This is a genomic window from Chryseobacterium rhizoplanae (assembly GCF_900182655.1).
Taxonomy (GTDB): Bacteria; Bacteroidota; Bacteroidia; order Flavobacteriales; family Weeksellaceae; genus Chryseobacterium; species Chryseobacterium rhizoplanae.
The window spans coordinates 117,773-143,273 of the sequence record NZ_FXTC01000002.1; the positions used below are offsets into that span (position 1 = coordinate 117,773).

21 protein-coding genes, 4 tRNA genes and 1 riboswitch are annotated in these 25,501 nt (G+C 36.6%); of the genes, 14 read left to right on the forward strand and 11 right to left on the reverse strand.

All coding sequences use genetic code 11. The features are described 5' to 3' along the window. The first annotated feature begins 103 nt into the window (after positions 1 to 103). Together rmuC and FN817_RS05850 are read left to right on the forward strand one after the other, a co-directional pair. Positions 104 to 1,609, forward strand: a complete 1,506-nt coding sequence (gene rmuC / locus FN817_RS05845) for a DNA recombination protein RmuC (RefSeq protein ID WP_394345034.1) — start codon at positions 104 to 106, stop codon at positions 1,607 to 1,609. Positions 1,610 to 1,731: 122 nt separating this feature from the next. Continuing rightward, positions 1,732 to 2,499: a TrmH family RNA methyltransferase gene (locus FN817_RS05850; RefSeq protein WP_142717131.1), complete on the forward strand. Its 768-nt coding sequence runs from the start codon at positions 1,732 to 1,734 to the stop codon at positions 2,497 to 2,499. A 127-nt stretch (positions 2,500 to 2,626) separates the two neighbouring features. Here FN817_RS05850 and FN817_RS05855 read toward each other — a convergent pair whose 3' ends face one another. Further along, entirely contained in the window at positions 2,627 to 2,968 is a 342-nt protein-coding gene (locus FN817_RS05855) for a hypothetical protein (protein ID WP_142717132.1), read from the reverse strand. 183 nt (positions 2,969 to 3,151) lie between these two features. Here FN817_RS05855 and FN817_RS05860 point away from each other — a divergent pair, with 183 nt between their 5' ends. Both FN817_RS05860 and FN817_RS05865 read left to right on the forward strand, forming a co-directional pair. Further along, entirely contained in the window at positions 3,152 to 4,333 is a 1,182-nt protein-coding gene (locus tag FN817_RS05860; RefSeq protein ID WP_142717133.1) for a hypothetical protein, read from the forward strand. Then, a complete protein-coding gene (locus FN817_RS05865; protein WP_142717134.1) occupies positions 4,317 to 4,898 on the forward strand; it encodes a hypothetical protein in 582 nt (193 codons plus the stop codon). Before FN817_RS05860 ends, FN817_RS05865 begins: the two co-directional genes overlap by 17 nt. Here FN817_RS05865 and FN817_RS05870 read toward each other — a convergent pair. Continuing rightward, the gene (locus FN817_RS05870) at positions 4,847 to 5,422 is read right to left on the reverse strand and encodes a 5-formyltetrahydrofolate cyclo-ligase (protein ID WP_142717135.1); all 576 of its coding nucleotides are present in this window, start codon (positions 5,420 to 5,422) and stop codon (positions 4,847 to 4,849) included. The two genes, FN817_RS05865 and FN817_RS05870, sit on opposite strands and share 52 nt — an antisense overlap. 63 nt (positions 5,423 to 5,485) lie before the next feature. Continuing rightward, a complete protein-coding gene (gene trhO / locus FN817_RS05875; protein WP_142717136.1) occupies positions 5,486 to 6,847 on the reverse strand; it encodes an oxygen-dependent tRNA uridine(34) hydroxylase TrhO in 1,362 nt (453 codons plus the stop codon). A gap of 361 nt (positions 6,848 to 7,208) precedes the next feature. Here trhO and FN817_RS05880 point away from each other — a divergent pair, with 361 nt between their 5' ends. Further along, positions 7,209 to 8,744: a trypsin-like peptidase domain-containing protein gene (locus FN817_RS05880; protein ID WP_142717137.1), complete on the forward strand. Its 1,536-nt coding sequence runs from the start codon at positions 7,209 to 7,211 to the stop codon at positions 8,742 to 8,744. Between the two features lie 69 nt (positions 8,745 to 8,813). On the opposite strand, the gene FN817_RS05885 is transcribed toward FN817_RS05880, so the two are convergent. The 3 genes from FN817_RS05885 to FN817_RS05895 form a co-directional block, all read right to left on the reverse strand. Beyond that, positions 8,814 to 9,269 (reverse strand): hypothetical protein, encoded by a 456-nt coding sequence (locus FN817_RS05885; protein WP_047422376.1) that lies wholly within the window; start codon positions 9,267 to 9,269, stop codon positions 8,814 to 8,816. After that, entirely contained in the window at positions 9,269 to 9,649 is a 381-nt protein-coding gene (locus FN817_RS05890) for a RidA family protein (RefSeq protein WP_034694591.1), read from the reverse strand. The genes FN817_RS05885 and FN817_RS05890 overlap by 1 nt, the downstream gene beginning before the upstream one ends. A gap of 134 nt (positions 9,650 to 9,783) precedes the next feature. Continuing rightward, positions 9,784 to 12,369: a putative LPS assembly protein LptD gene (locus FN817_RS05895; RefSeq protein ID WP_142717138.1), complete on the reverse strand. Its 2,586-nt coding sequence runs from the start codon at positions 12,367 to 12,369 to the stop codon at positions 9,784 to 9,786. Positions 12,370 to 12,422: 53 nt separating this feature from the next. On the opposite strand from FN817_RS05895, the gene FN817_RS05900 reads away from it, so the two are divergent. From FN817_RS05900 to FN817_RS05940, 9 genes are all read left to right on the forward strand, one after another. Further along, positions 12,423 to 13,709, forward strand: coding sequence for an N-acetylmuramoyl-L-alanine amidase family protein (locus tag FN817_RS05900; RefSeq protein ID WP_185149898.1), 1,287 nt, complete (start codon positions 12,423 to 12,425; stop codon positions 13,707 to 13,709). Between the two features lie 59 nt (positions 13,710 to 13,768). Next, a tRNA-Glu gene (locus tag FN817_RS05905) sits at positions 13,769 to 13,843 on the forward strand. A 371-nt stretch (positions 13,844 to 14,214) separates the two neighbouring features. Further along, positions 14,215 to 14,535, forward strand: a complete 321-nt coding sequence (locus tag FN817_RS05910) for a hypothetical protein (RefSeq protein ID WP_047380487.1) — start codon at positions 14,215 to 14,217, stop codon at positions 14,533 to 14,535. A 66-nt stretch (positions 14,536 to 14,601) separates the two neighbouring features. After that, the gene (gene rpsT, locus FN817_RS05915) at positions 14,602 to 14,856 is read left to right on the forward strand and encodes a 30S ribosomal protein S20 (protein WP_002983073.1); all 255 of its coding nucleotides are present in this window, start codon (positions 14,602 to 14,604) and stop codon (positions 14,854 to 14,856) included. 10 nt (positions 14,857 to 14,866) lie between these two features. Then, a tRNA-Glu gene (locus FN817_RS05920) sits at positions 14,867 to 14,938 on the forward strand. Between the two features lie 83 nt (positions 14,939 to 15,021). Then, positions 15,022 to 15,093, forward strand: a tRNA-Glu gene (locus FN817_RS05925). Positions 15,094 to 15,159: 66 nt separating this feature from the next. Next, positions 15,160 to 15,231: transfer RNA gene (locus FN817_RS05930), tRNA-Glu, on the forward strand. A gap of 344 nt (positions 15,232 to 15,575) precedes the next feature. Further along, on the forward strand, positions 15,576 to 16,340 hold the full coding sequence (locus tag FN817_RS05935) for a T9SS type A sorting domain-containing protein (RefSeq protein WP_142717139.1): 765 nt from the start codon (positions 15,576 to 15,578) through the stop codon (positions 16,338 to 16,340). A gap of 213 nt (positions 16,341 to 16,553) precedes the next feature. Continuing rightward, positions 16,554 to 17,342: a T9SS type A sorting domain-containing protein gene (locus tag FN817_RS05940; RefSeq protein ID WP_142717140.1), complete on the forward strand. Its 789-nt coding sequence runs from the start codon at positions 16,554 to 16,556 to the stop codon at positions 17,340 to 17,342. 162 nt (positions 17,343 to 17,504) lie between these two features. On the opposite strand, the gene FN817_RS05945 is transcribed toward FN817_RS05940, so the two are convergent. The 5 genes from FN817_RS05945 to FN817_RS05965 all read right to left on the reverse strand — a co-directional run bounded on the left by FN817_RS05945 (position 17,505) and on the right by FN817_RS05965 (position 25,496). Then, complete coding sequence (locus FN817_RS05945; RefSeq protein ID WP_142717141.1) at positions 17,505 to 19,763, reverse strand: T9SS type A sorting domain-containing protein; 2,259 nt, start codon at positions 19,761 to 19,763, stop codon at positions 17,505 to 17,507. Positions 19,764 to 19,791: 28 nt separating this feature from the next. Beyond that, positions 19,792 to 20,985 (reverse strand): cell surface protein, encoded by a 1,194-nt coding sequence (locus FN817_RS05950; RefSeq protein WP_142717142.1) that lies wholly within the window; start codon positions 20,983 to 20,985, stop codon positions 19,792 to 19,794. Positions 20,986 to 20,998: 13 nt separating this feature from the next. Next, positions 20,999 to 22,132, reverse strand: coding sequence for a YncE family protein (locus FN817_RS05955; protein ID WP_142717143.1), 1,134 nt, complete (start codon positions 22,130 to 22,132; stop codon positions 20,999 to 21,001). Then, positions 22,129 to 24,162, reverse strand: a complete 2,034-nt coding sequence (locus FN817_RS05960; protein WP_142717144.1) for a TonB-dependent receptor plug domain-containing protein — start codon at positions 24,160 to 24,162, stop codon at positions 22,129 to 22,131. Before FN817_RS05960 ends, FN817_RS05955 begins: the two co-directional genes overlap by 4 nt. Positions 24,163 to 24,271: 109 nt before the next feature. After that, positions 24,272 to 24,458: riboswitch (cobalamin riboswitch) on the reverse strand. A gap of 90 nt (positions 24,459 to 24,548) precedes the next feature. Beyond that, positions 24,549 to 25,496 (reverse strand): transporter, encoded by a 948-nt coding sequence (locus tag FN817_RS05965; RefSeq protein ID WP_142717145.1) that lies wholly within the window; start codon positions 25,494 to 25,496, stop codon positions 24,549 to 24,551. Positions 25,497 to 25,501: the final 5 nt, after the last annotated feature.

Here is a 25,501-nt window from a genome sequence, read left to right on the forward strand (position 1 = left end):
AGCTTTAAAGCTCTATCAAATGGTACATCTATATTTTAAAATACCAGAACAAACAACTAGCATTGTTCATAAAGTTTCCAGCCTTTTTTCATAATTTTGGAAGATGGAGATGACATATTTAATTATTTGGTTTATTGCCGGTGGCTTACTGGGTGCTGTCATATTATATTTTGCACTGAAATCATCAATGGTTTCAAGAAGTTCTTATGATGAGTTGAATACCCTATCCATTAAAAATCAATCTGATCTTGAAAATTCCAACCTGAAAATTCAGGAGCTTACTCAAAATATTAATAAAGAGAAAGAAGCTAATATATTGCAACAGGACCTTCTGGATGACCTGAAAAATGAATTTTCTAAAATCTCCGCAGAATATTCTTCCTTAAACATCCAGTTCCAGGAATTGAAGCAAATCAATCAGCGACAGGTATCTCAAATAGAAACTCACCTTATTGAAAAGCAGACTCTTTTTGCTAAAAACGCTGAGCTTTCTGCTAAGAATGAAGGGCTACAAAAATCTCTTGATACCCAAAAAGAAGAAATTATTAAAATCCAGGAAGATTCTAAGCTTCAGTTTGAAAACCTTGCCAATAAAATTTTAGAAGAAAAAACAGAAAAGTTTACTGCTTTAAATCAAAATAACTTAAAAAATATCCTTGAACCATTTCAGGAGAAAATTGCTGATTTAAAAAACAAGGTCAACGAAGCCTACGAAAAGGAAAACAAAGAACGTTTCTCTCTTGCTGAAAAAGTAAAAGAACTGGCAGAACTGAACCAGCAGATTTCCGAAGATGCAAAAAAATTGACCCGTGCGCTAAAAGGAGAAAGTAAAACGCAGGGAAATTGGGGTGAGATGATCTTAGAAAGTATTCTTGAAAAATCAGGTTTGGTAAAAGGAAGAGAATATTTTCTGGAACATGAATTACGGGATGAAGATAACAAGGCTTTATTCTCAGAATTTTCCGGTAAAAAAATGCGTCCGGATGCTGTTGTAAAATATCCGGATGAAAGAAATGTCATCATTGATTCTAAAGTATCATTGACTGCTTTCACAGAACTGGTAGACGAAACTGATGCCGATGTTTATGCTATAAAAGTGAGCCAGCATCTTGGTTCAATTAAAAACCACATTAATCAACTAAGTCAAAAAGCATATGATGACTATGGAAAATCATTAGACTTTGTGATGATGTTTATTCCTAGTGAACCCGCTTATATTGCAGCAATGCAGGCAGATCAGAATCTCTGGAACTATGCGTATGAAAGAAGAATTTTGTTACTGAATCCAAGTAATCTTATTACTTCTCTTAAACTGATTGCTGATCTTTGGAAACGCGAGTATCAAAACCGAAACTCCATAGAAATTGCAGAACGCGGTGCCAGACTCTATGACAAATTTGTAGGTTTTGTAGAGAACCTGGAAAGAGTAGGGCGAAATCTTGATCAGGCCAAGAACGTATATAATGATGCTTACAAACAGCTTCATACCGGAAACGACAACCTTGTGATCCAGACTCAAAAATTGAAATCGCTGGGAATTAAAAATAAAAAAGATCTGCCGCAAAGCCTTATTGACAACAGCAATCTCATTGATCCATCAGAAAGCTAAATCTCTCAGAATCCGCTAAACAACTTAATATTACCAAATAAAGTTTTGCTTAAAATTAACCGGAAAAACCTTTTTATCAAAACCAGAGAAGTTCAATCATAAATTTTGCATAATTTTGCGGAATGTTGATAGAAAGTTTTCAAAACGAAAAAATAAAAAACGTCACTAAGCTCCTTACTGACAACAGATTTCGTAAAAAATCAAAAGTTTTTGTGGTAGAGGGCCAGCAGGAAAATGAAAGGGCAATGCAGTATGATTTTGAACCGCTGGAATTCTTTATCTGTGAAAATATCTTTAAAGGAACACTTCCCAATGGAAGAATACATTATGTAAGTGAAAAAGTATATGAAAAAATAGCTTACAGAGGAAGTTCTGAAGGAATTATCGGGATCTATAATGCAAAGGAAACCCCACTTTCCTCATTTGTTCCTAAAGAAAATTCTACGGTAATTATTGTTGAAGGAGTAGAAAAACCCGGAAACCTGGGAGCTATTCTGAGAAGCTGTGAAGCATTTGGAATAGATGCACTGATTGTTGCTGAAGGAAAAACAGATTTCTATAACCCTAATGTAATCAGATCAAGCGTGGGATGCCTTTTTGGAATGGAAGTATATCAGGCTGAAAATGAAGAAACGTTAGAATTCCTGCAGAAAAACAGCTTCAATATCTACACTACGCTGATGGATGAAAGTGCAGAAGACCTTTATAAGAGAGATTTCACACAGCGTTCAGCAGTATTATTCGGTACGGAACATTCGGGATTGAGTGATTTCTGGATCGGAAAAGGAAAAAACACATTGATTCCGATGGCCGGAAGTATAGATTCATTAAACCTGAGTAATGCCGTAGCGATTACCTGCTATGAATCTTTAAAGCAAAAGAAAGGATAAATATTGATTAGTCCTTCTGACTTTGTTATTAATGTGATTGCTTTCGCCTTTAGCTCGCAATGACTAAGCATAAAAAAACCGTCTCACTGGGTGAAACGGTTCTTTTATTGTTAAGCGTATGCTAGAATTATTTCTTAGCAGCGTCTTTTGCAGCATCTTTAGCAGCGTCAGCAGCACCTTTAGCAGCATCAGCAGCTCCTTTAGCAGCTTCTCCAGCTCCTTTAGCAGCATCTTTAGCAACTTCAGCTCCAGCAGCAGTAGTAGCAGCAGCAGCATCTTTAGTAGCTTCTACAGCAGTAGTTGCAGCAGAATCAACAACTTTAGCAGCAGAATCAGAAACTACAGCAGCAGAATCAGCTACAGAAGCAGCAGCAGAATCAGTTGCTCCTTCAGTAGAAGTAGCTTCAGTTTTTTTACAAGCAACTAGAGAGATTGCAGCGATAGCAGCTACGAATAATGACTTTTTCATAATAAATTAAATTTAATTTTGTTAATATTGTTTTATAAAATTTTCTTCTGTTCTGTTATTTGAACAAGACAAAGGTATAGCAGTTAGAAAATTTGTTTATGAAAAATAATTGTAATACCTTTGTAAAATAGTTTTACAAAAAAACATAACTGATAATCAACAATTTAATTATTTTTTGAAAAATTGACAGATTTAGATCTATTACACTTTGAGCAGCTAAAAAAGGATGTTCAGGGTCAATACTTAAAAGAACATACCCCTTCGCAGGATGATATATCCAAGTGGAAGGGTATTGATATTATATATTTTCAGGAAGACCTGCGCAAAAAAGCAAAAGGTAACATCAGTGAAAAGTCATTTTACACCTATTTTAAAAGTTCACCGGTTACTAAATTACCAAGGATAGACATGCTCAATTTATTAAGCATTTATGCAGGTTACGACTCTTGGTATGAGTTTAAGAAGCTGCACCTTTTTGCAGGTGAACTGCTGCAGGAAAATGAAAATTTGGAGGAGGAAGAAATCAATGAACTTGAGAAAACAGTTTCTGTGGCCCCTGAAATTCCAAAAACTGAATTTCAGCCTAAAAAAATCGAAAATACCACTACGGAAAACATTGATTTACAAAAATCAAATACTGTAAATCAACAAGTTAACCAAAATAAAAATACTGCTCAGGAAATTGAAATTTCATCTGTTCCACCTAAGAAAAATTTCTTCAAAAAGAACGCCTGGGCATTGGTTACTTCTGTTTTAATTACAATTACTGGTCTTTTAGGATTTAAAGACGTTCTTTTCTCTAAAACTTATAAGTATTGTTTCATCGATAAAGACAGAGGAGTTTCTGTAATCAACACGTTAGAAATAATGGTGGTGAAGGAAAATGAATCTCCATTGATGTATAAAATAAAACCTGGTGAGTGTTTTTATTATTCTACTAAGGATAAAAATTTGAAAATGCGCATCAGTGCTCCTTTCTACGAACCTTTGGAAGTCAACCGAAACCTTGAAAATGCACCGGAAGAGGAAAAAATAGAACTCAAGCCAGATGATTATAAGATGGCGGTATACTATTTCTCTATAAAAGACATCAAAGGAGGAAATCCGGACGAACAGGTTGCCCTTATTAAGCAGAAAAGAAATCAGCTGGAAAACCTTATCAGCAGTAATGCCGTGATCTATCAGGTATATGACAATGATACCTATGGAATAGAAAGACTGGATAAACAGAAATACATTACCCTGGTAACGACTCCAACGACTTCACTGAAAAACCTGAATGTAATAGAAATGAAAAAGGATATCAAAGGTAAGATTGTATCCATCAAATTTAAAATTGCTACCACAAATGAAAAAAATAAGTAATTTTTTAATTTTCACCGTACTTCTGACACTATTTATTGCCTGTAATAATAAAACCTCAGAGGTAAGTGACCTCGATAAGCTACGAAACAGCAACAATGAAAAAAGTTATCCTGCAGTGCAGATGGACAGCATGCAGGCGATTAATTCCATTACCAAACAGAAAGTTCAGGAACTTTTTGACCTGTCTACCCTTTACCTGTCGGGAAACAGAAATACAGAAATAGATACTGTCATTTATTCACAAATGGAAAGCTATTTCCATAAACCGGATTCTTTGACCTTTAAAAGATTACTTAAGGAGCTGGATAGCATGAAAGTAAAGACAGCAAAGGTGAGCAACCTGAATGTTTATAAGGAGTTCTATAAAAAAGATACATTGGACTATGCCAAGTTTAATGTGGAATATTTTGATAACAAAAACAAATCTTTGGGAAGCTTTGAAAAGAACGCACAATATATACTGTTGTCTACTTCCAAACTCAAAAAGGAATTTAAATTCTACTTTTTAGATTTCTATTCCCAACCGCTTAAGAAAGACAGTACTTCAGTAGGAGTAACTAAATAATCGACGGGAATATCTTTTTCCCAGACATCATCCACATATTCTTCGGGGTCAAAGTAATTGACTCCGATTTTTTTGGCCTCTGCAGATATATTTTGGAATAACCCATCGTAAAAACCTTTACCATATCCTACCCTGTTTCCTTTTCTGTCACAATACAGCAATGGCGTTATCACATATTGAAAATTATTTTCACCCGAATCTTCATTGGAAACAGGTTCCGAAATCCCCCAACTGTTCGTTTCAAAAACAGTCTCTTCAAAGATTTCTATACTAATAAGTTTATCACCTACAATTTTAGGAACATAAACACGGATATTTCTCTTTAAAAAATACTGAATGAAGATTTGAGTATCAATTTCTTTTCTTGCCGGAATCGGAATGAAAACATGCACTTTCTCTCCTTCCTGAGGGTTAAAATGACGAATGAAATTTTCAAAAATTTTCCCAGATAACAAGAAAGCCTCATCTGGAGACAAGGCTTTTCTTTTTTGAGTATATTTTTTTCTAAGCTCAGCTTTTAGCATAATTATTAAGTTGTTTTGACTGAAATAATTGTTACCCGACAGGCTTTGAAGTTTTATTGTTGACTATGCGTTTTGCACAATTCTGTACAGCTTATCAGATAAACGAACTCTGAATGGAAGCTCAAAAGTAACCTGATCTCCGATGTTTGCAGTTTCGCAAGGACCGCCATTGGCATAGATTTCAGTAATGGTTACTTCCTGTTCTCCTGTTGTAGGACCGGAAATTAATACTTTATCTCCAACTGACAAATCTTTATGTTCAATTAAGAACTGTGCAATTTTTGATTTTGAGAAATAATGCTCTGCTTTTCCAATCAATTCCTTTTTAACAGCAATCTTCTGACGGATATTCTTTGTTTCAGCTTTTGCTAAAGGTTTAGCTGGTAAATCTCCTGAATTTTTGAATTTCAAAGCATCAGATTTTCCTTTTCTGAATACTTTATTTCCAACTTGCAGTCCTTTTCTCAGTTTCACCTGTTCATCCCAAGGCAGATGTATCGTATCCAGACATTCTGTAGAACAGCAGTTTTCCATGGCTGCTTTACATTCATCACATTGGATAAATAAAAGGTGACATGCATCATTAGCACAGTTGGTATGGTTATCACATGGTTTTCCACACTGGTGGCATTGTGAAATAATATCGTCTGTAATTCTTTCCCCTAAACGGTGGTCAAATACGAAGTTTTTACCAATAAACTTACTTTCTATTCCTTCTTCTTTGATCTGGCGGGTATACTCAATGATTCCCCCTTCCAATTGATAAACATTTTTAAAGCCCTGATGTTTGAAATAAGCACTGGCTTTTTCGCAACGGATTCCTCCGGTGCAGTACATCAAAAGGTTTTTATCTTCTTTAAAGTCTTGTAACTGTTCATTGATAATCGGTAAACTTTCCCTGAAGTTTTCCACATCCGGAGTAATTGCTCCTTCAAAGTGACCTACTTCACTTTCATAGTGATTTCTGAAGTCTACAACGATTGTATTCGGATCTTCAAGTAAATTATTGAACTCCTGAGCTTTTAAGTGAATTCCTTTATTGGTAACATCAAAAGTTTCGTCATTCAAACCGTCAGCAACAATTTTATTTCTAACCTTAATTGTCAATTTTAAAAAAGAATAGTTATCCTGGTCCACAGCGACATTCAAACGGATTCCTTTCATAAAATCATAAACTTCCAGCGTATTTCGGAAAGCCTCAAACTGATCTGCAGGAATACTCATCTGAGCATTAATTCCTTCTTTTGCTACATAAATACGGCCAAGTGCATCCAGTGCATTCCAGGCTATAAATAATTCGTCGCGAAATTTTTTGGGATCTTCAATTTTGGCATACGCATAGAAAGACAAAGTAAGGCGGTCTTTACCGGCTTCATCAATAAGTTGAGCTCTTTCTTCTGCGCTTAAGGTGTTATACAGTTGCATGCTATAAACGTTTTAAGTGAGAATAAAATTTTTGCAAAGATAATCATTTTTGAATTAAGTATCTTTATGACACAAATCACAGGAAGTTAATAATGAGCCGTCAAAATTGAATAATTCGCAATAAATAATGAAAAAAGGACCTATTTTATATGTTATAACTGACATATTTTCTTTAATTTTTTTTTAAGTATTGTTAATCTTGGCATTAACAATTATGACATAAGGTATAAAATGACATAATAGCCGTTAAATTTTAGTTAAAATTGAAACATAGCATACTAATTGCTTACTTATTTAACATTAAATTTGTTTACTCAAAAACATAAAAAAGAAATTAATTAATAAACAAGAAAGATATACAATGAAGAGTACTTTAAAAAAACTATTACCATTTGCAGTAGTAGGAGTAATTTCCGGAGCTACTACCGTTGGAGCCATACAATATTTAGGACACAACTCCAACAATGGAGATCAATCTTATTTCACAACGTCCGCACCTAATACTTCATTCGCAGGAATGAATACGGGAGCTGTAGGCGACGATTTTGTGAAAGCAGCCAAAACAACCGTTCCGGCTGTAGTTACCATCAAAAATTACCAAAGCAGGACAGCAAGCAGAGCTTCTGAGCAGGATTTATTTGACTTTTTCTTCGGTGATCCTTTCGGAGGAAGAGGCCAGGGCCAGCAGAGACAGAAGCAACAGCAGGCTCCTGACAATATGCCATCGGGAATGGGTTCAGGTGTGATCATCTCTCCGGACGGTTATATCATTTCCAATAACCACGTGGTAGCAGGTGCCAATAAGCTGGAAGTAGTATTAAGCAACAAAAAATCATATATCGCTACCTTGGTAGGAACCGATCCAAATACAGATATCTCTCTATTAAAGATTGAAGAAAAAGGTCTTCCTTACTTAAATTTCGCGAATTCTGACAATATTGACGTAGGGCAATGGGTTCTTGCAGTAGGAAATCCACTTGGATTAAACTCTACGGTAACAGCAGGTATTGTTTCGGCTAAAGGAAGAGGGATCGGAATTTTAAGCAGCCAGGGGAAAGCAGCTAATCCTATTGAAAGCTTTATCCAGACAGATGCTGCTATTAACCCTGGTAACTCAGGAGGAGCTTTGGTAAATACAAATGGGGAACTTATCGGAATCAACTCTGCAATCCAGTCTACTACAGGATATTATCAGGGATACGGATTTGCAGTTCCTTCTAACTTAGCCAGAAAAATTGTTGAGGATATCAAGAAATTCGGAATTGTACAGAGAGGATTCTTAGGCGTTCAGTCTTTAGACCTTTCGAATGATCAATTGGTAACTTCCTACAATCAGCAATATAAGACAAACCTAAAAATAGGATCTGGAATCTATATTACAGGATTTGGTGAGAACAGTGGCGCAGAAGATGCAGGCTTGAAAAAAGGAGATGTTATCACAAAAGTAGACACCTACGATATCACAGACTTTGCAGATCTTTCTATGTCAATCGGAAGCAAACGTCCGGGTGATAAAGTACAGGTAACGTATTTAAGAAATGGTAAAGAAGGCACTACTACTGTAACACTTAGAGATCAGAAAGGAGGTACTTCTACAAGAACAAAAGCGGATCTTAGTGTAACTGAAAAAATTGGATCAGAATTCCAAAGCATTGATGACAGAACGAAAGCTTATTACGGCTTAAATAGTGGAGTTGTTGCTAAAAATGTTATAGAAGGAAGTGAAATGGCTAAAGCAGGAATTGTAGACGGTTATATCATCACAGAAATCAATGGTAAGCCTGTAAATTCACAGAAAGATGTGGAAAGTTTACTGAATAAATTCTCCGGAACCGCACAGATAAAATACATGGACGACTACGGAAGAAATTACCAGAGAGGATTCAAAATGCCTTAATAAGGAAACTAAATTAGTTTTTCATATCAACAAAAAACGCTGCAGAAATCTGCAGCGTTTTTTTATTATTTATTTAGGCTTATTCATTTTTTCAGCAATCCTTTTCTGCTTGTTCCGCTCATAAATCACTTCTACAATTTTACCTCCAATCCAGGAAAACGGAAAGAACGTAAGGAAAATAGAGATCTTATAAAATGTAGGATGGTAAGGAAATATAATCACATCCAGCATCGCGATAAAGAGCATAATAAAACCGATCAGAATAGCATAAGCTACTTTAGCATATTTAACGATGATAGCCGTTGCCACTCCACCAATGGTAGTTCCCAATCCGGAAATAAACAACAGGAAGCCGAAAAAGGCCTGATCATCTTTCATACTGAAAAGAAACCTCTGCCAGTGCTCAAACGGAGCAAAAGCATCAAAAGTAACCCATTGCGGAAAAGCCCTTATACCAAGAGTAATAATAAGCCCTGCAATACCAAGACCTACCAGAACCGCAATTGTATTTCTTATAAAATTCATTAATCCTGATGTGCGATCATAGAAATTTCGATATCCACATTTTTAGGCAGGCAAGAAACCTGTACTGTTTCACGGGCAGGATAGCTTTCTGAATCTAAGTAAGAAGCATAGATATCATTCATTACAGCAAAATCATCCATACTCTTAAGGAAGATTGTTGCTTTTACAACGTTTTTGAAAGTCATTCCGGCTTCAGTAAGAATTGCCTCAAGGTTTTTCATTACCTGGTGCGTTTCTTTTTCAATTCCTTCTACCAGTTTACCAGTTGCAGGATCTACAGGAATCTGGCCGGAGATATACAAAACTCCGTTTGCCATATTAGCTTGTGAATAAGGCCCGATAGCTGCAGGTGCATTAACTGTGTTGATGATTTGTTTCATAGCGGATATTTATTTTTTTTCTAAGGTCATATGTCATCACTTTTGCCGGTAAGAAAATTCTGCCAGCAGTGATTTCATTAGAAACTATTTTGGTTGCAAATATAAAATTTATATTCTCAAATCCCAATCTGATATTAGAAAGGTGCATTAGGCTGAGTAAAGCTTCTGTCTTTATACTTCAAGGCGTCGCTTAAGATATTGGCTTTGATACCGATAAAGAAGTCATACACTTTATACTGTCCGAAAGGAACCCAGTTGAAATTGATCGTAAAGCTTCGCTGATCTCTTGAAAAACCAATTCTCGTATACGCCAATTCTTTAGTCACCATATCATAATGCGTACTTCCTGTGATATTCCAGAAAGGAGTAAGCTTAAGACTCCCGTCTAATCCTATGGAAGCAATCTTATTGGCAAACCTGCTCAGTCCTTTTGAATAGGCATAATTGGCGCTGATGTTTAAAGTCCATGCCTGATCAAAATGGGCATAATGATCATCATCAAAATAATAATTTTCATTTCGGACCTCTCCTTTTGAAGAATATTTTTTAGCATAATCTGTTTTCTCTCCAAAAATTTCGCTGCTTAAAGGATAAGACAGCTGAACATTGAATCCCTGTACACTGAAGTGCCCGAACTGTTCTGTTCTTACCCCGGTATCCTGACCGGAAGAGAAATCGATTTTATATGGTTCCAGTGCAAGACTGGTATTTACTGTAAGCTTATTATTAAAGAATGAAGACTGCCCGTTGATTGAGAAGACAGACCAAGGGTGATCATTAGCCGCAAAGTTGTAGCTTCCTGAAAGGTTTAAAGATTCAAATATCTTGATTTTTTTCACCCCTGTAGAATCACTCTTGGATTTTACTTTCATCTCAATATTGTTACCGATATTGAAACCTAAAGCTCCCTGCATGCCACTTGACGGACTTCCTATGATTCCTTTCTCGAAAATAGAATAAGGAGTCAACGCTCCGGTTGCATTGTAATAATTTTTATAATATCCGAAATTAGGACTTGAAAAATCCGGAGAGTATGTAAAGCTGACACTTGGTGTCATCATATGTCTTACCGCTTCTATCGCAGACCCTTTTTTGAATTTCATCATTCCGAAAAGTGTAGTCTGAAGACTGGCAGAAGTAGAGAATGTAGAATATCCTGAGAAGTTTTTATTGATCTCATCCACTGTTACATTCTTTACCGGATCATAATATCTATTAAGTGTTTTCGTAGTCAAAGCATTATCGATATTGGCACTTAAACTGAACGTGAAATATTTTGCCACTGTGGTATTGGTAGCTAATGCAATATTATTTTTAAGTCCCGTCTGCATTTTGTCCCACATTTCTTTTTTAAACAGTTCGTTCTCCTGAGTATTAACGAAATTGGTAAGGTTGAAACCTGTATTCACCGTAATATTTTCAAGAAGTCCCTGTCTTATTCCTGTTCTTGATTTAAACAGATAAAACTGATTGATCGCTACGTTCATCTGTGGAAGACGAAGATCTGCCAATCCGGTCGCAAAGTTCTGTGAATAAGAAGCCGTTCCGGTAATTGTTGCCGGAAGTTTCAGAAATCTTTTGGTAAGGGTTACCGTAGAGTTCTGCTGGGTATTCAATACATTCTGGTTGAAAATATAGTTGTTGTTAAGCGGGTTGTTATAAAACTTTGTACTTACGATATCCACAGAAGCACTGAATGTAAGGAAAGGATTCGCTTTAGAATCCTGGGAGTGCGTCCAGTTGATTCTATAAGTACTGTTTTTGGTATAATCGTCCAACCCCTTAATACCTCTTACCATGGTTCCGATATCCGCTGTAAAGTTTCCGGAGTAACGGTACTTCTTCTGATAATTTACCTGAGGACGTAAGTTCCAGCTTCCTTTTGTATAGATATCAGCAAGAACCTTCAAATCAAAGTGTTCTCCAATAGGCTGGTAATATCCTATTCCGTTAAGGAAAAACCCTACATCTTCCCTTTCCCCGAAACTTGGAATCAGGATACCCGCTGCCCTTTTATCTGAAAACGGTAAAATAGCAAACGGAAGATAAAGAGGGGTAGGAACCTGCTCGATAAACATTTGGATAGGTCCTGTAACGATCTGGGATTTTGTTTTGGTTTTAATCAGCTTGATATTATAAGCCCTCATAAAATAATCCGCAGCCGTATCTTTTTTCTTAATGAAATAATCATCCGTGGTATAATCCGCTTTTCTCATCGCGAATACGGAATCGTTGTATTTTTTAGTTTTCTGGGCTATAATTACTCCTTCACTTTCTTCTGTTCTTGCATTGAAAGCAATGGCTTGTTTGGTTTTTGTATTATAGCTAAACTCGTTGGTTTCGTATTTTTTCCCGGCCTGTGTAGTGATTACAGGCTCAATAATTTTTCCTAAAGAATCCTGCTTTCCTCTGGCGTAGATCAGATTTTTATTATCATCTATTGAAATATAGTCTGCATCAATCTGCATATCCTGATACTTCACCTGTGCATTTTTGTTGAGAAAAGTCATCTTTTTGGGGATGTCTCTTCTCTGATCATCAGCTTTTGTGCGAAGAACATCTTCCAAAGTTTCTTTTTTTACAACTATGGTATCCTTTTTGGAAATAGTATCATTAACCGCATTTTTAGGCAATTTTTCAGGAGTTTTCTGTGCTAAAAAATTGTTAAAAATTAGGATAATTAAAATTTGTAATATATTTTTGAGGACGGTTTTGGCCAATTTTATTATATATAATTAAGGCCCAAAATTAATATAATTTTTATAACTGTAAGATGCACAAACAAAATTTTAAAATAATTTTATCATTTCTCCTTATCCTTACCAGCAACTTTATTTTCTCTCAGAAGAAGTTTACTATCGTTCTGGATGCTGGACACGGAGGAAGTGATCATGGGGCCAACAGGACCTATTCTGATATCGGAAGAGTCGCGGAAAAAGACATTACACTTGCCATTACGTTAAAAGTAGGCGCAATGTTAGAGAAAAACAGAGATTTCAAAGTTATATATACCCGTAAGATTGACGAGTATCCTTCCCTATCTGACAGAACCAATCTGGCCAACAGGAGCAAAGCAGATCTGTTTATATCGATTCACTGTAATTCTTCCCAAAGACCTACAGCTTATGGTACAGAAACATATGTACAGGGACCTAACCAGAATAACGAGAATCTTGAAGTAGCCAAAAGGGAAAATGATGTGATCTTCCTGGATGAAAAAGATAAGCAGACCTTCGGATCTTACAACCCTGATTCTCCGGAGTCATTGATTGCCTTAAAGCTTCAGCAGAACAAATATCTGGAATCAAGTCTTCTTTTGGGAGGATTGGTAGAGGATAACTTTGTAAATAAAGATAAGCGTTCCTCAAGAGGAGTTTTTCAAAAGAACCTTCACGTTCTCCGTATGAATGCCATGCCATCTGTACTGATAGAAACAGGTTTCATCAACCATCCGGAAGAGAGTCATTATATTGCTTCAGACAAAGGACAGACTGAAATTGCAGAAAGTATTTACAATGCTATTATTGATTATAAAAAAGCAGTTGATAGAAAATCCGGCGGTTCTATTGCTGTCAGAAAGCCAGAGCCTGAAAAACCGGCAGAAGTTCCTTTGAAAAATGATTTCAGAATTCTATTGATGAGTTCACCTACGAAATACAATGAAAATGATCCTGCCCTGAAAGGACTGAACTATATTCTTACTCTTAAGGAGAACGGACAATACAAGTATTACTATGCCGTAACCAATATGGCTTCCGTAAAAGATATCAATCTTAAAACAGCCAAGGATGCAGGCTTCAGAAATGCTTTTGCCGTAGGATTTATGCCTAATCAAAGGATTAATATGGGGTATTACACCATTGAAGTATACTCCGGGGACAAGCTGAATGGCAATTCTTACATCCTTCAGAACCTGAAAGACGTAGAAAGAGAGAAAGACAATGGCGTTTTTTATTATACCTATGGAAAGGTGTACACGTTGGAAGATGCAGCAAAACTTCAAAAGGAGCTTGAAGCTAAAGGCATCAAAAACACCGTGATACAAAAAGTCTATAAATAATTAAAAAAAATAATTTTGAAGTTAAAAAGTTAATGATTACTTTTGCAACCTCAAAATTTGGCCTATTCGTCTAGTGGTCAGGACTCAAGATTTTCATTCTTGCAACAGGGGTTCGATTCCCCTATAGGCTACCAATTTACAAACCTTTAACGGATTCGTTAAAGGTTTTTTTATGACCTATTTTTCCTTGTATTTTATTTTCAAAAAATAATCCGGATATTTTTTAAGAACTCTATTAAGGTTAATATTCCCAGGATTTTTTATCATGTTCTGACAAAATCATTAGAAATTGTGACATTCTAACAACCTGAAAATTACTATCATTATAATATAGGACAATTACTTTTATTGTAAAAATTCATTCCCTTTATGTTATATGTCACAAAAGCATTATATTTGCAAAAATTTTAGCCATGGTTGGTCACCCAAATATGGCCGCATTGATGAAAAATAATATTGATAAATCATTGTTTGTAGTTTTCTACAGGCTACCAAATTTTATATCATGCCGGATTTAAAAATACAAGAAGCGAAATTGCTTTTTAAGAAAATCCACTCTAACCCAAAAAGTTATGATTTACAAATCAATGAAGACGGGATTACAGGCAGAGATGATAAAATCAGTTTCAGACTTTACAGGACTGGAGAGAGGGTTGCTTTTGAAGTAACAATTGACGGACTCACTTTCACCAACACCACTGGAGAATGGAACAATGCATTGATCATGCTGGGAAATACGATCAAAAAATTAGAAAAAGAACAAGAAAATTTAAAAATAGAACAAGCAATAAATAAACTAAGAAAGTACCTCTCAGAAGAAAATTAAAATTTTTGAAAATAAATTTGGTAGTTTTAAAAAAAGTTTATAGTTTTGCACTCACATTTAAACGATATGGCAAATCATAAATCAGCACTAAAGAGAATCAGACAAAACGAAACTAGAAGACTTCGTAACAGATATTACCACAAGACTGCTAGAACAGCTTTAAAAGCTTTAAGAAATGAAGAGAACAAAGCTGCTGCTACAGAACAACTGCCAAAAGTTATCGCTTTATTGGATAAATTAGCTAAGAAAAATATTATCCACAAGAACAAAGCAGCTAACTTGAAAAGCAAATTGACAAAGCACGTTAATAAATTAGCGTAAAAATATAGCTGGCCCGTTCGTCTATCGGTTAGGACCTCAGATTTTCATTCTGGTAAGAGGGGTTCGATTCCCCTACGGGCTACTTACATCTTATAAAACCACTGTAACAATAGTGGTTTTATAAAGATCACAGTAGAAAAAAGCTATATTAAAATAAATCTAACCGGCCCGTTCGTCTATCGGTTAGGACCTCAGATTTTCATTCTGGTAAGAGGGGTTCGATTCCCCTACGGGCTACAAGATTAAGAGTTGACACTTATAAAAACAAAAGCTAACACATTATTTCGGTAATGGAAGATAGAGGGCCCGTTCGTCTATCGGTTAGGACCTCAGATTTTCATTCTGGTAAGAGGGGTTCGATTCCCCTACGGGCTACAAAAGGATTTTTTCGAAAGTCCTTTTTTTTGTTTTACATACATTCAGGCCATCTTTACCCGGAAATATCTTATCTATTTGATCACCAGATCTCCCAAATTACCACACTACCCTTCCATTTTGGGAATTCTTCATTGAATTACATCTAACAATATCAACAAGAGATGCCCTTCAATTTTGCATCTGTATGTTATACAATCCAATTGAATCAACAGTCTGTGTTACCCTATGACACAGGTATATTAAATTTCATTAAAAATATCACCAATAATGGAAATATTATTTTTTACTTGGTCTATTAATTCTTAAATTTGGCTAAAACTATTCACAATAAAATAAATAACATGAAAATTAATTTACATTCGGGGAACTTTAAGGCTGGATTAATGGCTTTATTTTTATTTTCAGCCAGCACATTATCTTTTGCACAAAACAGAATTTATGCACACGCTCAGAGCTCAGGTGTATTTGGAGTTGCATGCCTGGGATGCCACATCGAGAATCCTTTGAATGCAGTTGGGTATAACGAAGATGACTATTCAACAATGGTGTTGGGAACAGCTTTGTTAGGTGGAATTCAACAAACACTGATTTTCCCTGACCTAAGATCAGACACAAGACTGGTTGTAGGAATCGGGACAGACAACATCCCGTTATCTGTACAGTTATTAAGCGGAGTAACTCTTGAAACCATGAATGGAGGCACTTCTAATGACGACCGCAGAACGATAGATGTAAGTCTTCTTAAACTGGGAGCAATACCCAACAGAGGAACAGTAGAATTCAAGCCAACAAAACCTTATGACGGGATCAGAATAGGTTTAACCGGAGGTGTATTAAGCCTGGGCGGAGGATTCAGAATTTATTATGCTTATCAGGATCCATTGATCAGCATTATGGCTCACAGCCAAAACGGTCAGGTTACTCTTGGAGGAAATGTTCCGGTAGAAGGTTCAGAAGTCACATTATTCAACACATCCGGAAAAGAAGTATTCCGCTCCACATTAAAATCAAACACTTTTGAACCCAGACAATCTGAAGGCATTTATATTATGAATGTGCAAACTAAAGAAGGAAAAACATATTCGCGAAAAATTTTAATTAAATAAACGATACGATAAATGCGGCAGACTTTTGAGCTGCCGCTTTTTTTTGTATTCATTTTCAGAGAAATACACAAAATAATTTCATTAAATAAAATAAATTCATAATTACAAATATCAACAAATTATTAACATTTCACATAAATATGAAATAAAATAAGCAACATAATCAATTTATTTATAAATTTACAAAAAACTAAAATCCAAAATTTTATACATATGAAAACTTATTTATTACTTGGCCAACGCACAATGAAAGCTGCAGTTTTGGCATCATTCCTATTTTTAACAAGCACAATGTCTTTTGCACAAATTGTGAAAACCTATGCAAGCAGTCAAACCAATCAGGTATTGGGAGTATGTTTAGGCTGCGGAGTACTGAATCCTCAAAATGCATTGGGAAGTAACGAAGATGACTACTCAACGATCCAGGTTTCAGTAGGTCTCCTGGCAAGAACAGAACAGACATTGATCTTCCCAACGACCAATATCGCCAACAACACCAATAAACTTGTCATTGGTATTGGTTCAAATGGTACTCCACTATCTGCTCAGGTATTGGGAGGGGTAACAATTGAGACATTCAATGGGCAGGTTTCTAACAATGACGCTCAAAATCTTAACAGTAATATACTCAACCTTGGAGCGGGAGACCCTAGCAAAGGTGAAATTGAGCTTACTATGAATATTCCTTTTGACCGTATCAAAATCAATGTGAATTCAGGATTACTGAGTATTGGCGGTGAGCTTAGAGTATACTACGGATATCAGTACAAAGATCCGTACATCAATTTCATGGCACACAGTGAGCATGGACAGTTTACTCTTGACAAAAATATTTCTGCACAAGGTTCGGAAGTTACTCTGACCAATACTTCAGGAAAAGAGGTATTCCGTTCCAAGCTGACATCCAATACATTTGAAACAAAGCAACCACAAGGAGTATATATTATGAACCTTACTACAAAAGAAGGAAAAACATATTCTAAAAAGGTGATCATCAAATAAGGAAGATCCATACAGGTCAAACCCGGCAAGCTTTTCAAGCTTGCCGGGTTTTTTTATAGGGGTAATGTATTATTATATGTGATAAAATATTTCTATCACTTCATTAAAAACCCTGACCAAAACTGGTCAGGGTTATATTAACAAGATTTATCTAAAATAGTATTAGTTTTTGATTACTTTTTGTTGATATACTGCTTTATCTGTAACTGCTTTCAAAATATAAATACCTTTTGGAAGTGCACTTACATTGATTTGTCCGTTGTTCAGCTGAACATTAACCATTCTTCCTGAAGCATCATACATAGAAACATTCTGGATTTTCTCCTGAGTTTTAAGAGTAAGGATATCGGTAACCGGATTCGGGTAAATACCGAATTCAAGTTTCTTCACTTCAGCGGTTGCCAAAGTAGTTCCTAAACTGTTTACACTCACCGTTTTTTCTACCAGCTTACCGTTTGAGTTAAAGCTGATCACAATATCAGAAGTTCCTGAAACAAGAGGTGTCAAAACCAATTCATCATTCTCATTAATCGCTGCGGAAACTGCTGTAGGATTACTGTTTGATTTGATAGATTTCACTACGGATACCACCATATTATCAGCATCGGAAACTATTGTTTTCAGATCTATTGCAGTAGTACTTGCAGCTGTAAGCTGTGAAGGTAAAGTATTGCTTACTACAGGAACCGAATTATTGGTAAATACCGTCAGAGAAGGGAACCAGTAGTAATCATTCAACGTTTTTGTATTGATAAGAGTTCCGCTCATATTATAAGTATGGATCCAGTTTTTCTGATAGTGTGCACCGTATCCGCTTTCTGTTGTGTTCAGAACAAGTTCACCGGTAACAGGGTTTACACGAAGTGCCGCACCATAAGGAATTTGCTTAAACTGTCCTGTCTGCCCGGGAATGGCAGCAAAGTTTTCATTAAATGTTTTCGTTGTAACATCAAATCTTACAATCTGTGTTCCTGAACTCCAGCTGCTGATTGAATTGATCCAGTATAAAGCATTTTCTTTATTACTTGCTGTAAATCTCCCTGCATGCCATGCTCCCCAGTCTCCGATATATTTGGTAGTAGGAATATTATAAACCTGTGTTGCAAAGGTAGTAGGATTGATGCTGATCAGCTTCTGATCCTGAATTCCCCATACACTTCCGTCTTTAGCCTGAACCACTGAGTAGAAACCTCCTGCAATTGTACTGATCACGGTATCTGTATTAGGATTAATGACTAAAATCCCTACCCCTTGTTTCACCGCAAATACATATTGTGAAGTACGGATCATATTTCCAATCTGGCCGTTGCCACCTGTTCCGGCAATCAGGGAACCTACCTGCAGATTATCAATATTGAAAAGAACGATTCCGGTAGAAGTACCAATATATCCTTTATGTTCGTTCACTCCCACAAATGATCTTCCGTCTCCGCCACCAATTATATTAAAGCCGGCAATTTTCTGCATAGTCTGTGCATTGGCAACCACAAGTCTTCCACCTGGAGTATATTGAGTATCTCCCCCATCGGCAGCCTGTTTTGATACAAAATAGAATTTATCGCCATAGATTGTTCCGTATTGTGTAGTTGCACCGAAAGCCTGATTGTTGTTTGCATTACTGTACACGCGGTAATTGATCTGACCGTTATTATCAATGAAGTTTACAGAACCGTTGGTATGGCCAAACCATTCTTCATTCACCATGAAATATCCGTTGGTAAAGTTGTTGGAAGCTACATACGGAGAAACGGGAGTAACGGTAGAGGATACAGGTGTTTGATTAAAGCCTACATTAAAATTCCACACATCCCATGAACCGTTTTCCAATACACGTGAAGAAGCTCCTACGCTAGAATATCCGAAATCAGCATCTGCAGGATTCTTTACCCAATAAGACCAATATCCGTTAACTGTCCATCCGGACTGCCAGTGATCGTTAGCGGCATCTACGATGGTATAGCTGTCAAAATCATACGCTGTAGTATTGACAAACCCATTTACCGGATATAACGGATAAGTGGTATTTCCATTTTTGATCAAAGCATTGGTACCTTGACCGTTCAAGTCAAAACCAATTCCTCCAACAGCTGATCCAAATTGTGTTCCCTGATACAGCAATGTGTATAGTCTGTGATCTGCTTTAGCAATCGCTTTAAGCATATCTTCACCTGTAGCATTTCCGTCCCATTTGAATCCCCACACCATCGCATCAGGATTTTTACTGTCGTTCCACTGTACTACAAAAGCAGCCTGGTTAGCTCCCGATCCTACCCAATACTGGATATCAGAAAAACTGATCGTAGTGGTGTTAAGATTGCTGATCCCTGAAATATCATTTCTGGGAACACCCTGAACTTTTATCTGTGCATTTGATACGCATGCAAACAGAAAAAGCATCATAAAAAGATAAAACTTTTTCATTTTTTATTAATTTAAATAGATTGAATTATTATTTGAAATGTAAATCGTAAGCCCCTGCCACTTCTGTAGAAACTTCACCCAGCCAGCCAGCTTCCTGGTTGACTCCTGTGTATATTTTCATAAAATCGACTCCGGGAAGTTTTACATATTTTCCGTTTCTGTCTACGGCCCAGGAAATATCAATATTGGATGCTTCATCATTATTCGGGGCATTATCAGCATATCCGAAATCATATGATTTCCCTACCCAATAGGATCCGTCCCCGTTCTGATCGTAAAAATTATTCGCCAGTCTTGTTCCGGAAAATCCGTAAGAACTTTCGGTAAACCATAAAGGATAATAGCTTTGTGCATGGAAGGTATTTTTTGTTTTAAAACCCTGATTCCCCAGATTGTCACTCCATTTTATATATTCTACATCGGTCTGCCAGAATTCGGTTCCGGATACGGGAGTTTTATTTTCATCAGGCTTATGATATGTGATACTGTAATCTCTTACGGTTGCGTTTTTAAAATATTCGCTGCCTGCAATTTCGTACCATTCATCATTATCCGGTTTTCCATTTTTGTTTCTGTCGTAGGCTACCATAATAATTCCCGGTTCACAAGAGCCGGAACGCTGATCAGCAGCATCATTTCCAAAGAATGCATTCCCCAGTACTTTAAAATCCCTTCCATTCAGATTGGGAATCGTATGATCAAAACCAAACACTACATATCCACCATATCCGCCCAGGCTGATCATGGTAGAATTACCTCCCACCAACGATTCATTTGCTTTCTGAAGCATATTTGCAGCCGTATTTCCAGGTGAATATTCCGGAATCTCGTTCATGAATTGTCCTACAGCAGGACGGAACTCTAATACTTTAGCGATATATTTACTGTAAGGTGTTTTTTCTTTGGTAACGATGATTTTAGAGTGATAAACCTGTTCATTCCCTTTATTATTAATTTTTAAAGTCAAAGGATAAGCCTCTGCCGTTGGACTAATAAATTCAAGTTCCGAATTCTGAGAGATAATGGAATCATTGATACTCCATGTGACGGATCCTGAAGCATTGGTAGGAATATTCAACACTCTCAAACGCTCAATGGTATAGGAATCATCAAGACCATTAAAGGTAAATTCATCCTGATCATCATGTTTACAGGCTATCACTCCTACAAGGAAGATTGATAAAACTCCGATTTTTAAATAAGTAAAGGTATTTCTGTTCATTTCTTAAGTTTGGTTATTTGTATAAAAAAGCGAAGTGAGCCGGAATATTTCCGCCCTCTGTCTTCCATTTAAAATGTCCGTTTTTATCAAAGCAGTACACAAATCCAAGAGAAACATAATTCCTGGCATCTGTGATATAGATATCTTCTGTGATTGGGTTTACAGCAATTCCGTAAGGTGTTTTAATTGCAGTTTCGTATTCTTTATCAAAAATTCTGTTGGCAATGATCTGTTCTGTTTTTACATCGATTATCCCAAAGCTCTTTTTATAGCTGTGGGTATTGTAATTGAATTCGTTTCCGTAGAAATAGAGTTTATCATTCACTATTGTCATTTCATTCACGGCGAGATGGAAATCTTTCTTGACAATCCCCGTTGCCGCATCTATAAGGTATAAGCTGGAAGGAATGTTATAGTAATCTCCTCTTGAGCTTACATACAGATCACCATAATTGTCTTTTTTAATATGATGAAGATTGATCGCAACATTTAATTTCTGAATTTCAGTAAAAGTGTTCAGATCAATTACTGAAACAGTATTATCATAATCGGGAGCTTTATATCCTCCGGAATTGGCAACAAACAATGTATTCCCTACAATTTCCAATTCTTCAGGCTGATATCCCACTACCACTTCACGCTGGATAGAAAGAGAAGTGGTGTCAATTTCCACCACTTTTCCCTTGGGTGCTTTTGGATTAATTGCTACCGGACCTGCATAACTGCTGGCATATGCTTTCCCGTCTTTGAAGGTTAAATAACGGCAGTTTTGTAACGGAATAGAAGTGATACGTTTAGCTGTTTTGGCATCCAATACCTCAATTTTATTGGAAACATTGACTACGATATATAGTTTGCTTCCGTAAACTTTGATATCATTTCCTACATCTCCCAGTTCTTTTACTACATTGGGATTAATTTCTGCATAGATGTTCCTGTAATAGGTTCCTTTGGTATAATCAAAAAAGTCCAGCGTACATTTATTGCTCCCCATATTCCCTTCGTTCAGCATATAGAATCCTTTTATTGCTGTATTTTCTGAAGGAAGTCCTTCCACTACTTCCTGACGGACGATGATATCATCTGTACGGCATGAGGTAAGAAAAGCTAAAGCAAGAAACAGAAAATAAAAGTTCAGTTTTCTCATAAGGTGAAGTTTAGAATAAGTTTAAAATTTCTTCCCGGCATCGGATAATTGATGACCACATCATAATATTGGTTGAAGATATTATTCATCTCAAGGCTTACTTTAAACTGATGATCCGCCCAGTTGAATTTTTTCTGAACAGAGAGATCATGAGTATACCAAGGCTGTACATAATTGTATTGAATATTATCCTGGTTCACATCATAGCGCTTTCCTACATACATTGCGCTGTAATTGAAGCTCCAGTCTTTATAATCGGCCATCAGTGCAAATGATCCGCTATGCCATGGTGTGTAAGGAATCTGATTTTTGTAGAATGTATCTTCCGGATCTGTCATATCTCTTGCACTTTGATAGGTATAAGAAAGTAATGGCCTAAGTTTTACTTTTCCCAACTGCATTTCTGCCTGAACATTTACGTCAGCACCAATAATCTCAACCAGACCAAGGTTCATCATCAGCCAGCGGAACATGCTTCCGTTAGGAGCGGCGACAATTTTATCCTGTACCTTGTTGTAATAACCGTCTACTTTAGCATAAAAAGATTTAAAGAAATAATTGTTGTAGTTTTTCTGGTAGGTAAATCCCACATCATACTGATTGGTAAATTCCGGCTTCAGATAAGTGTTTCCGATATTCGTGTAATATAAATCATTGAAAGTGGGCAGTCGGAAAATTCTTTTATAGAAAGCTCTGAGGGTAAGCTCAGGAATTATTTCAGGCTGGTAGCTCATAAATACAGCGGGTGTCCATTCTCTGCTGTCTCCCGGTCTTTTATTTTTCCTTACTTCTTCGAAAGTAAATGTTCCCAAAAGGCTTCCCAGAATTTTAAACCTGTTCCACTGGTAGGTTGTTGCCAAAGCGACTAATGTTGTATATCGTGTAGGATAGGAAAAGTTATCAAGGTTGGCATCCAGATTATTGTACTGAAAATCTCCACTCAGACTCACATCCCAATTGGGTGTGATAGAATATATATTGGATGAAGAAAGATAAACTTCTCTTTGAATATAGACATTATCCGTATACATAATAGATTGCGAACGAACGGTATCCATAAAATGGGTATAATCGTAGGCAAATTTTGCTTTCAGCTGTGTTTCAAATTTTGGGAACAGTTTTTTCCGCAGGTTGGCCTGTACGAAATAATTTTCATCGGAAAGTCTGGCTCCTCTTCCTCCAAAACGGCCGTTCACAATAGGTGCCGGCATTCCGCGGTCTGAAATATAACCGTAGCCACGGATATTCCAGCTTCCGTTATTTAAAATTCCATTTAAAGAAGTTTCAAAACGTTTTGCCTTAATATCTGAATCCTGTCTTTTTGCAATGGTATCATAAGCCTGCTGTCCATCAGGGTATTTCTTGGCATACCGGAATCTGTAAATTCCGTCACTTTGCATAAATTCTGCACTGAAACTGGCAGAAACCCGGTCTGAAATTTTCTGCTCTAATCGGAATGAAGGATTGAAGAGATCAATAGAAGCACTTTTGGCTCTTATAACAAGATTGGTTTTCCTTGTTCCTTTAAACACAGGAATTTTAGGCTGCAAATAGATAGATCCGGAAGAACCGAAATCTTTTGCCGGCTGGAAAATCTCGCTTTTCTGTCCGTTGTATAATGATATTTCTTCAAGATCATCCAAAGAATATCTTCCAAGGTCGACTAGGCCATTTTGCACATTCCCCAGTTGAATTCCGTCATAGAAAACCCCTACATGCTGACTTCCGAGACTTCGGACGTTAATGGTTTTCAGCCCTCCTATTCCACCATAGTCTTTAATCTGAACTCCGGAGAAATACCGCAGCGCATCTGCTACAGAATGACTGTTCAGTCTTTCAAGTGCTTCCCCTTGGATGGTTTGGGCCGGAATGATTTCTTTAAAATTCTTTTTGTAGAGACTGATCGCCTTGATAGATTCTTCCTTCAGCGTGTCATTTTTCTTTTTTTGGGAATATAAAAGCTGAGATGTGATCACCAGTATTGTGAAAACAGCTTTATAAATTGTAGAAGTAATTAGTTTTGCCGTCATTAGCTCATTTAGGATAATGATGACGCTAATGGGTATAAGAATACAACGACAAAGCACAGCTGTCACTGCACAGAATCATTGATGTCCTAAGCTTTATTCCACGAAAGCGTCAAACGATTATTTTCTGGCAGGTCTTCTGACTTACTCCATTTTTGAAATCCTTCCCATTCCTGAAAACAGTGGATATATTCTTCAAAAACTTTGGTGCGGAGCTTACAGCAGCGGGTCTGTTCCGGATTTTCACCGGATTCCCTTTTAAGAGCTTTTTATGGCTCACCAAATTCCGGCAAAGATAAAAAATTATTTCTAACCCCCAATTAAATTCATGATTCATAAACAATTAAAGCTCCCGAAGGAGCTTTAACATTATTAAAAGGGGTTTTATTTTAAATTCCGATATTCAGGAAAATACTAAATCTTGATTTTGCTTCAATATCTCCTCCTGCCAAATGAGTATACATCGGAAGCATCACTTCACTTCCCAGGCTCAGTTTTTTATAAGAAGCTTCAAATCCCAGTTTCCCATACAAAGCACTTCCTGCAGTATTAGGCAGGGCTTCATCAAACTGTTTATTCTGTGCATACACTTCTCCCTGCACTCCGGTTTTTACAGAAAAGATTGACTTTTCGTTTCCGGCAACCTGATAAAATCCTGTTGCAGCATAGTTCCACTGGTTTCCGAAACGGTAATTTTTCTTATTTTCCGTTTTAATAGTATAATCTGTGTTAACCAATACAGCTACTTTATTCTTTTGAAATTTATAATTCAAAGCCGCCTGGTAATCCCAGCTTCCGGTTCCCAATTGAAAACTCGGATTTACGCCGGATGCACCTTTCTCATCAAATTTCCCTAAGGGAATTTTCACTCCCAAGCCTCCGCTTATGTGATGGAAATTATCTTTAGAATTCATCAGCTGGTAGATTCCCATCAGGTTCAGATCACCAATTCCATTGATTTTAATATCTCCCTGCATGGTCTGCTTTTCATGGAAATGGAAGGGCAGACTTGCATAAACACTCAGTTTTTTAGTCAATGGAATTTTTCCCCAAAGCTGCAAAGTATTGAAATACTGATCCTGGGTAAGGTCTTTTACAAATAAGTTTTCCTTTGCTTTATAATGCTGTGCAAAGTATTTGATTCCGATAAACTGTGGATTCAGTAAAGATTCAAAACCGGATGATCCGTTACCGGCTGCACAGCCGCAAGCATCACAGTCATCATCAAAATCAAATCTGCTAAAGGTTTCCGGTGCAGTATACATGCTGTCTCTAACCACATTGGCCTGGTTCAGGCTAAATACCATTAAACTTAGTATTGCTATAATCTTCTTCATGTTTT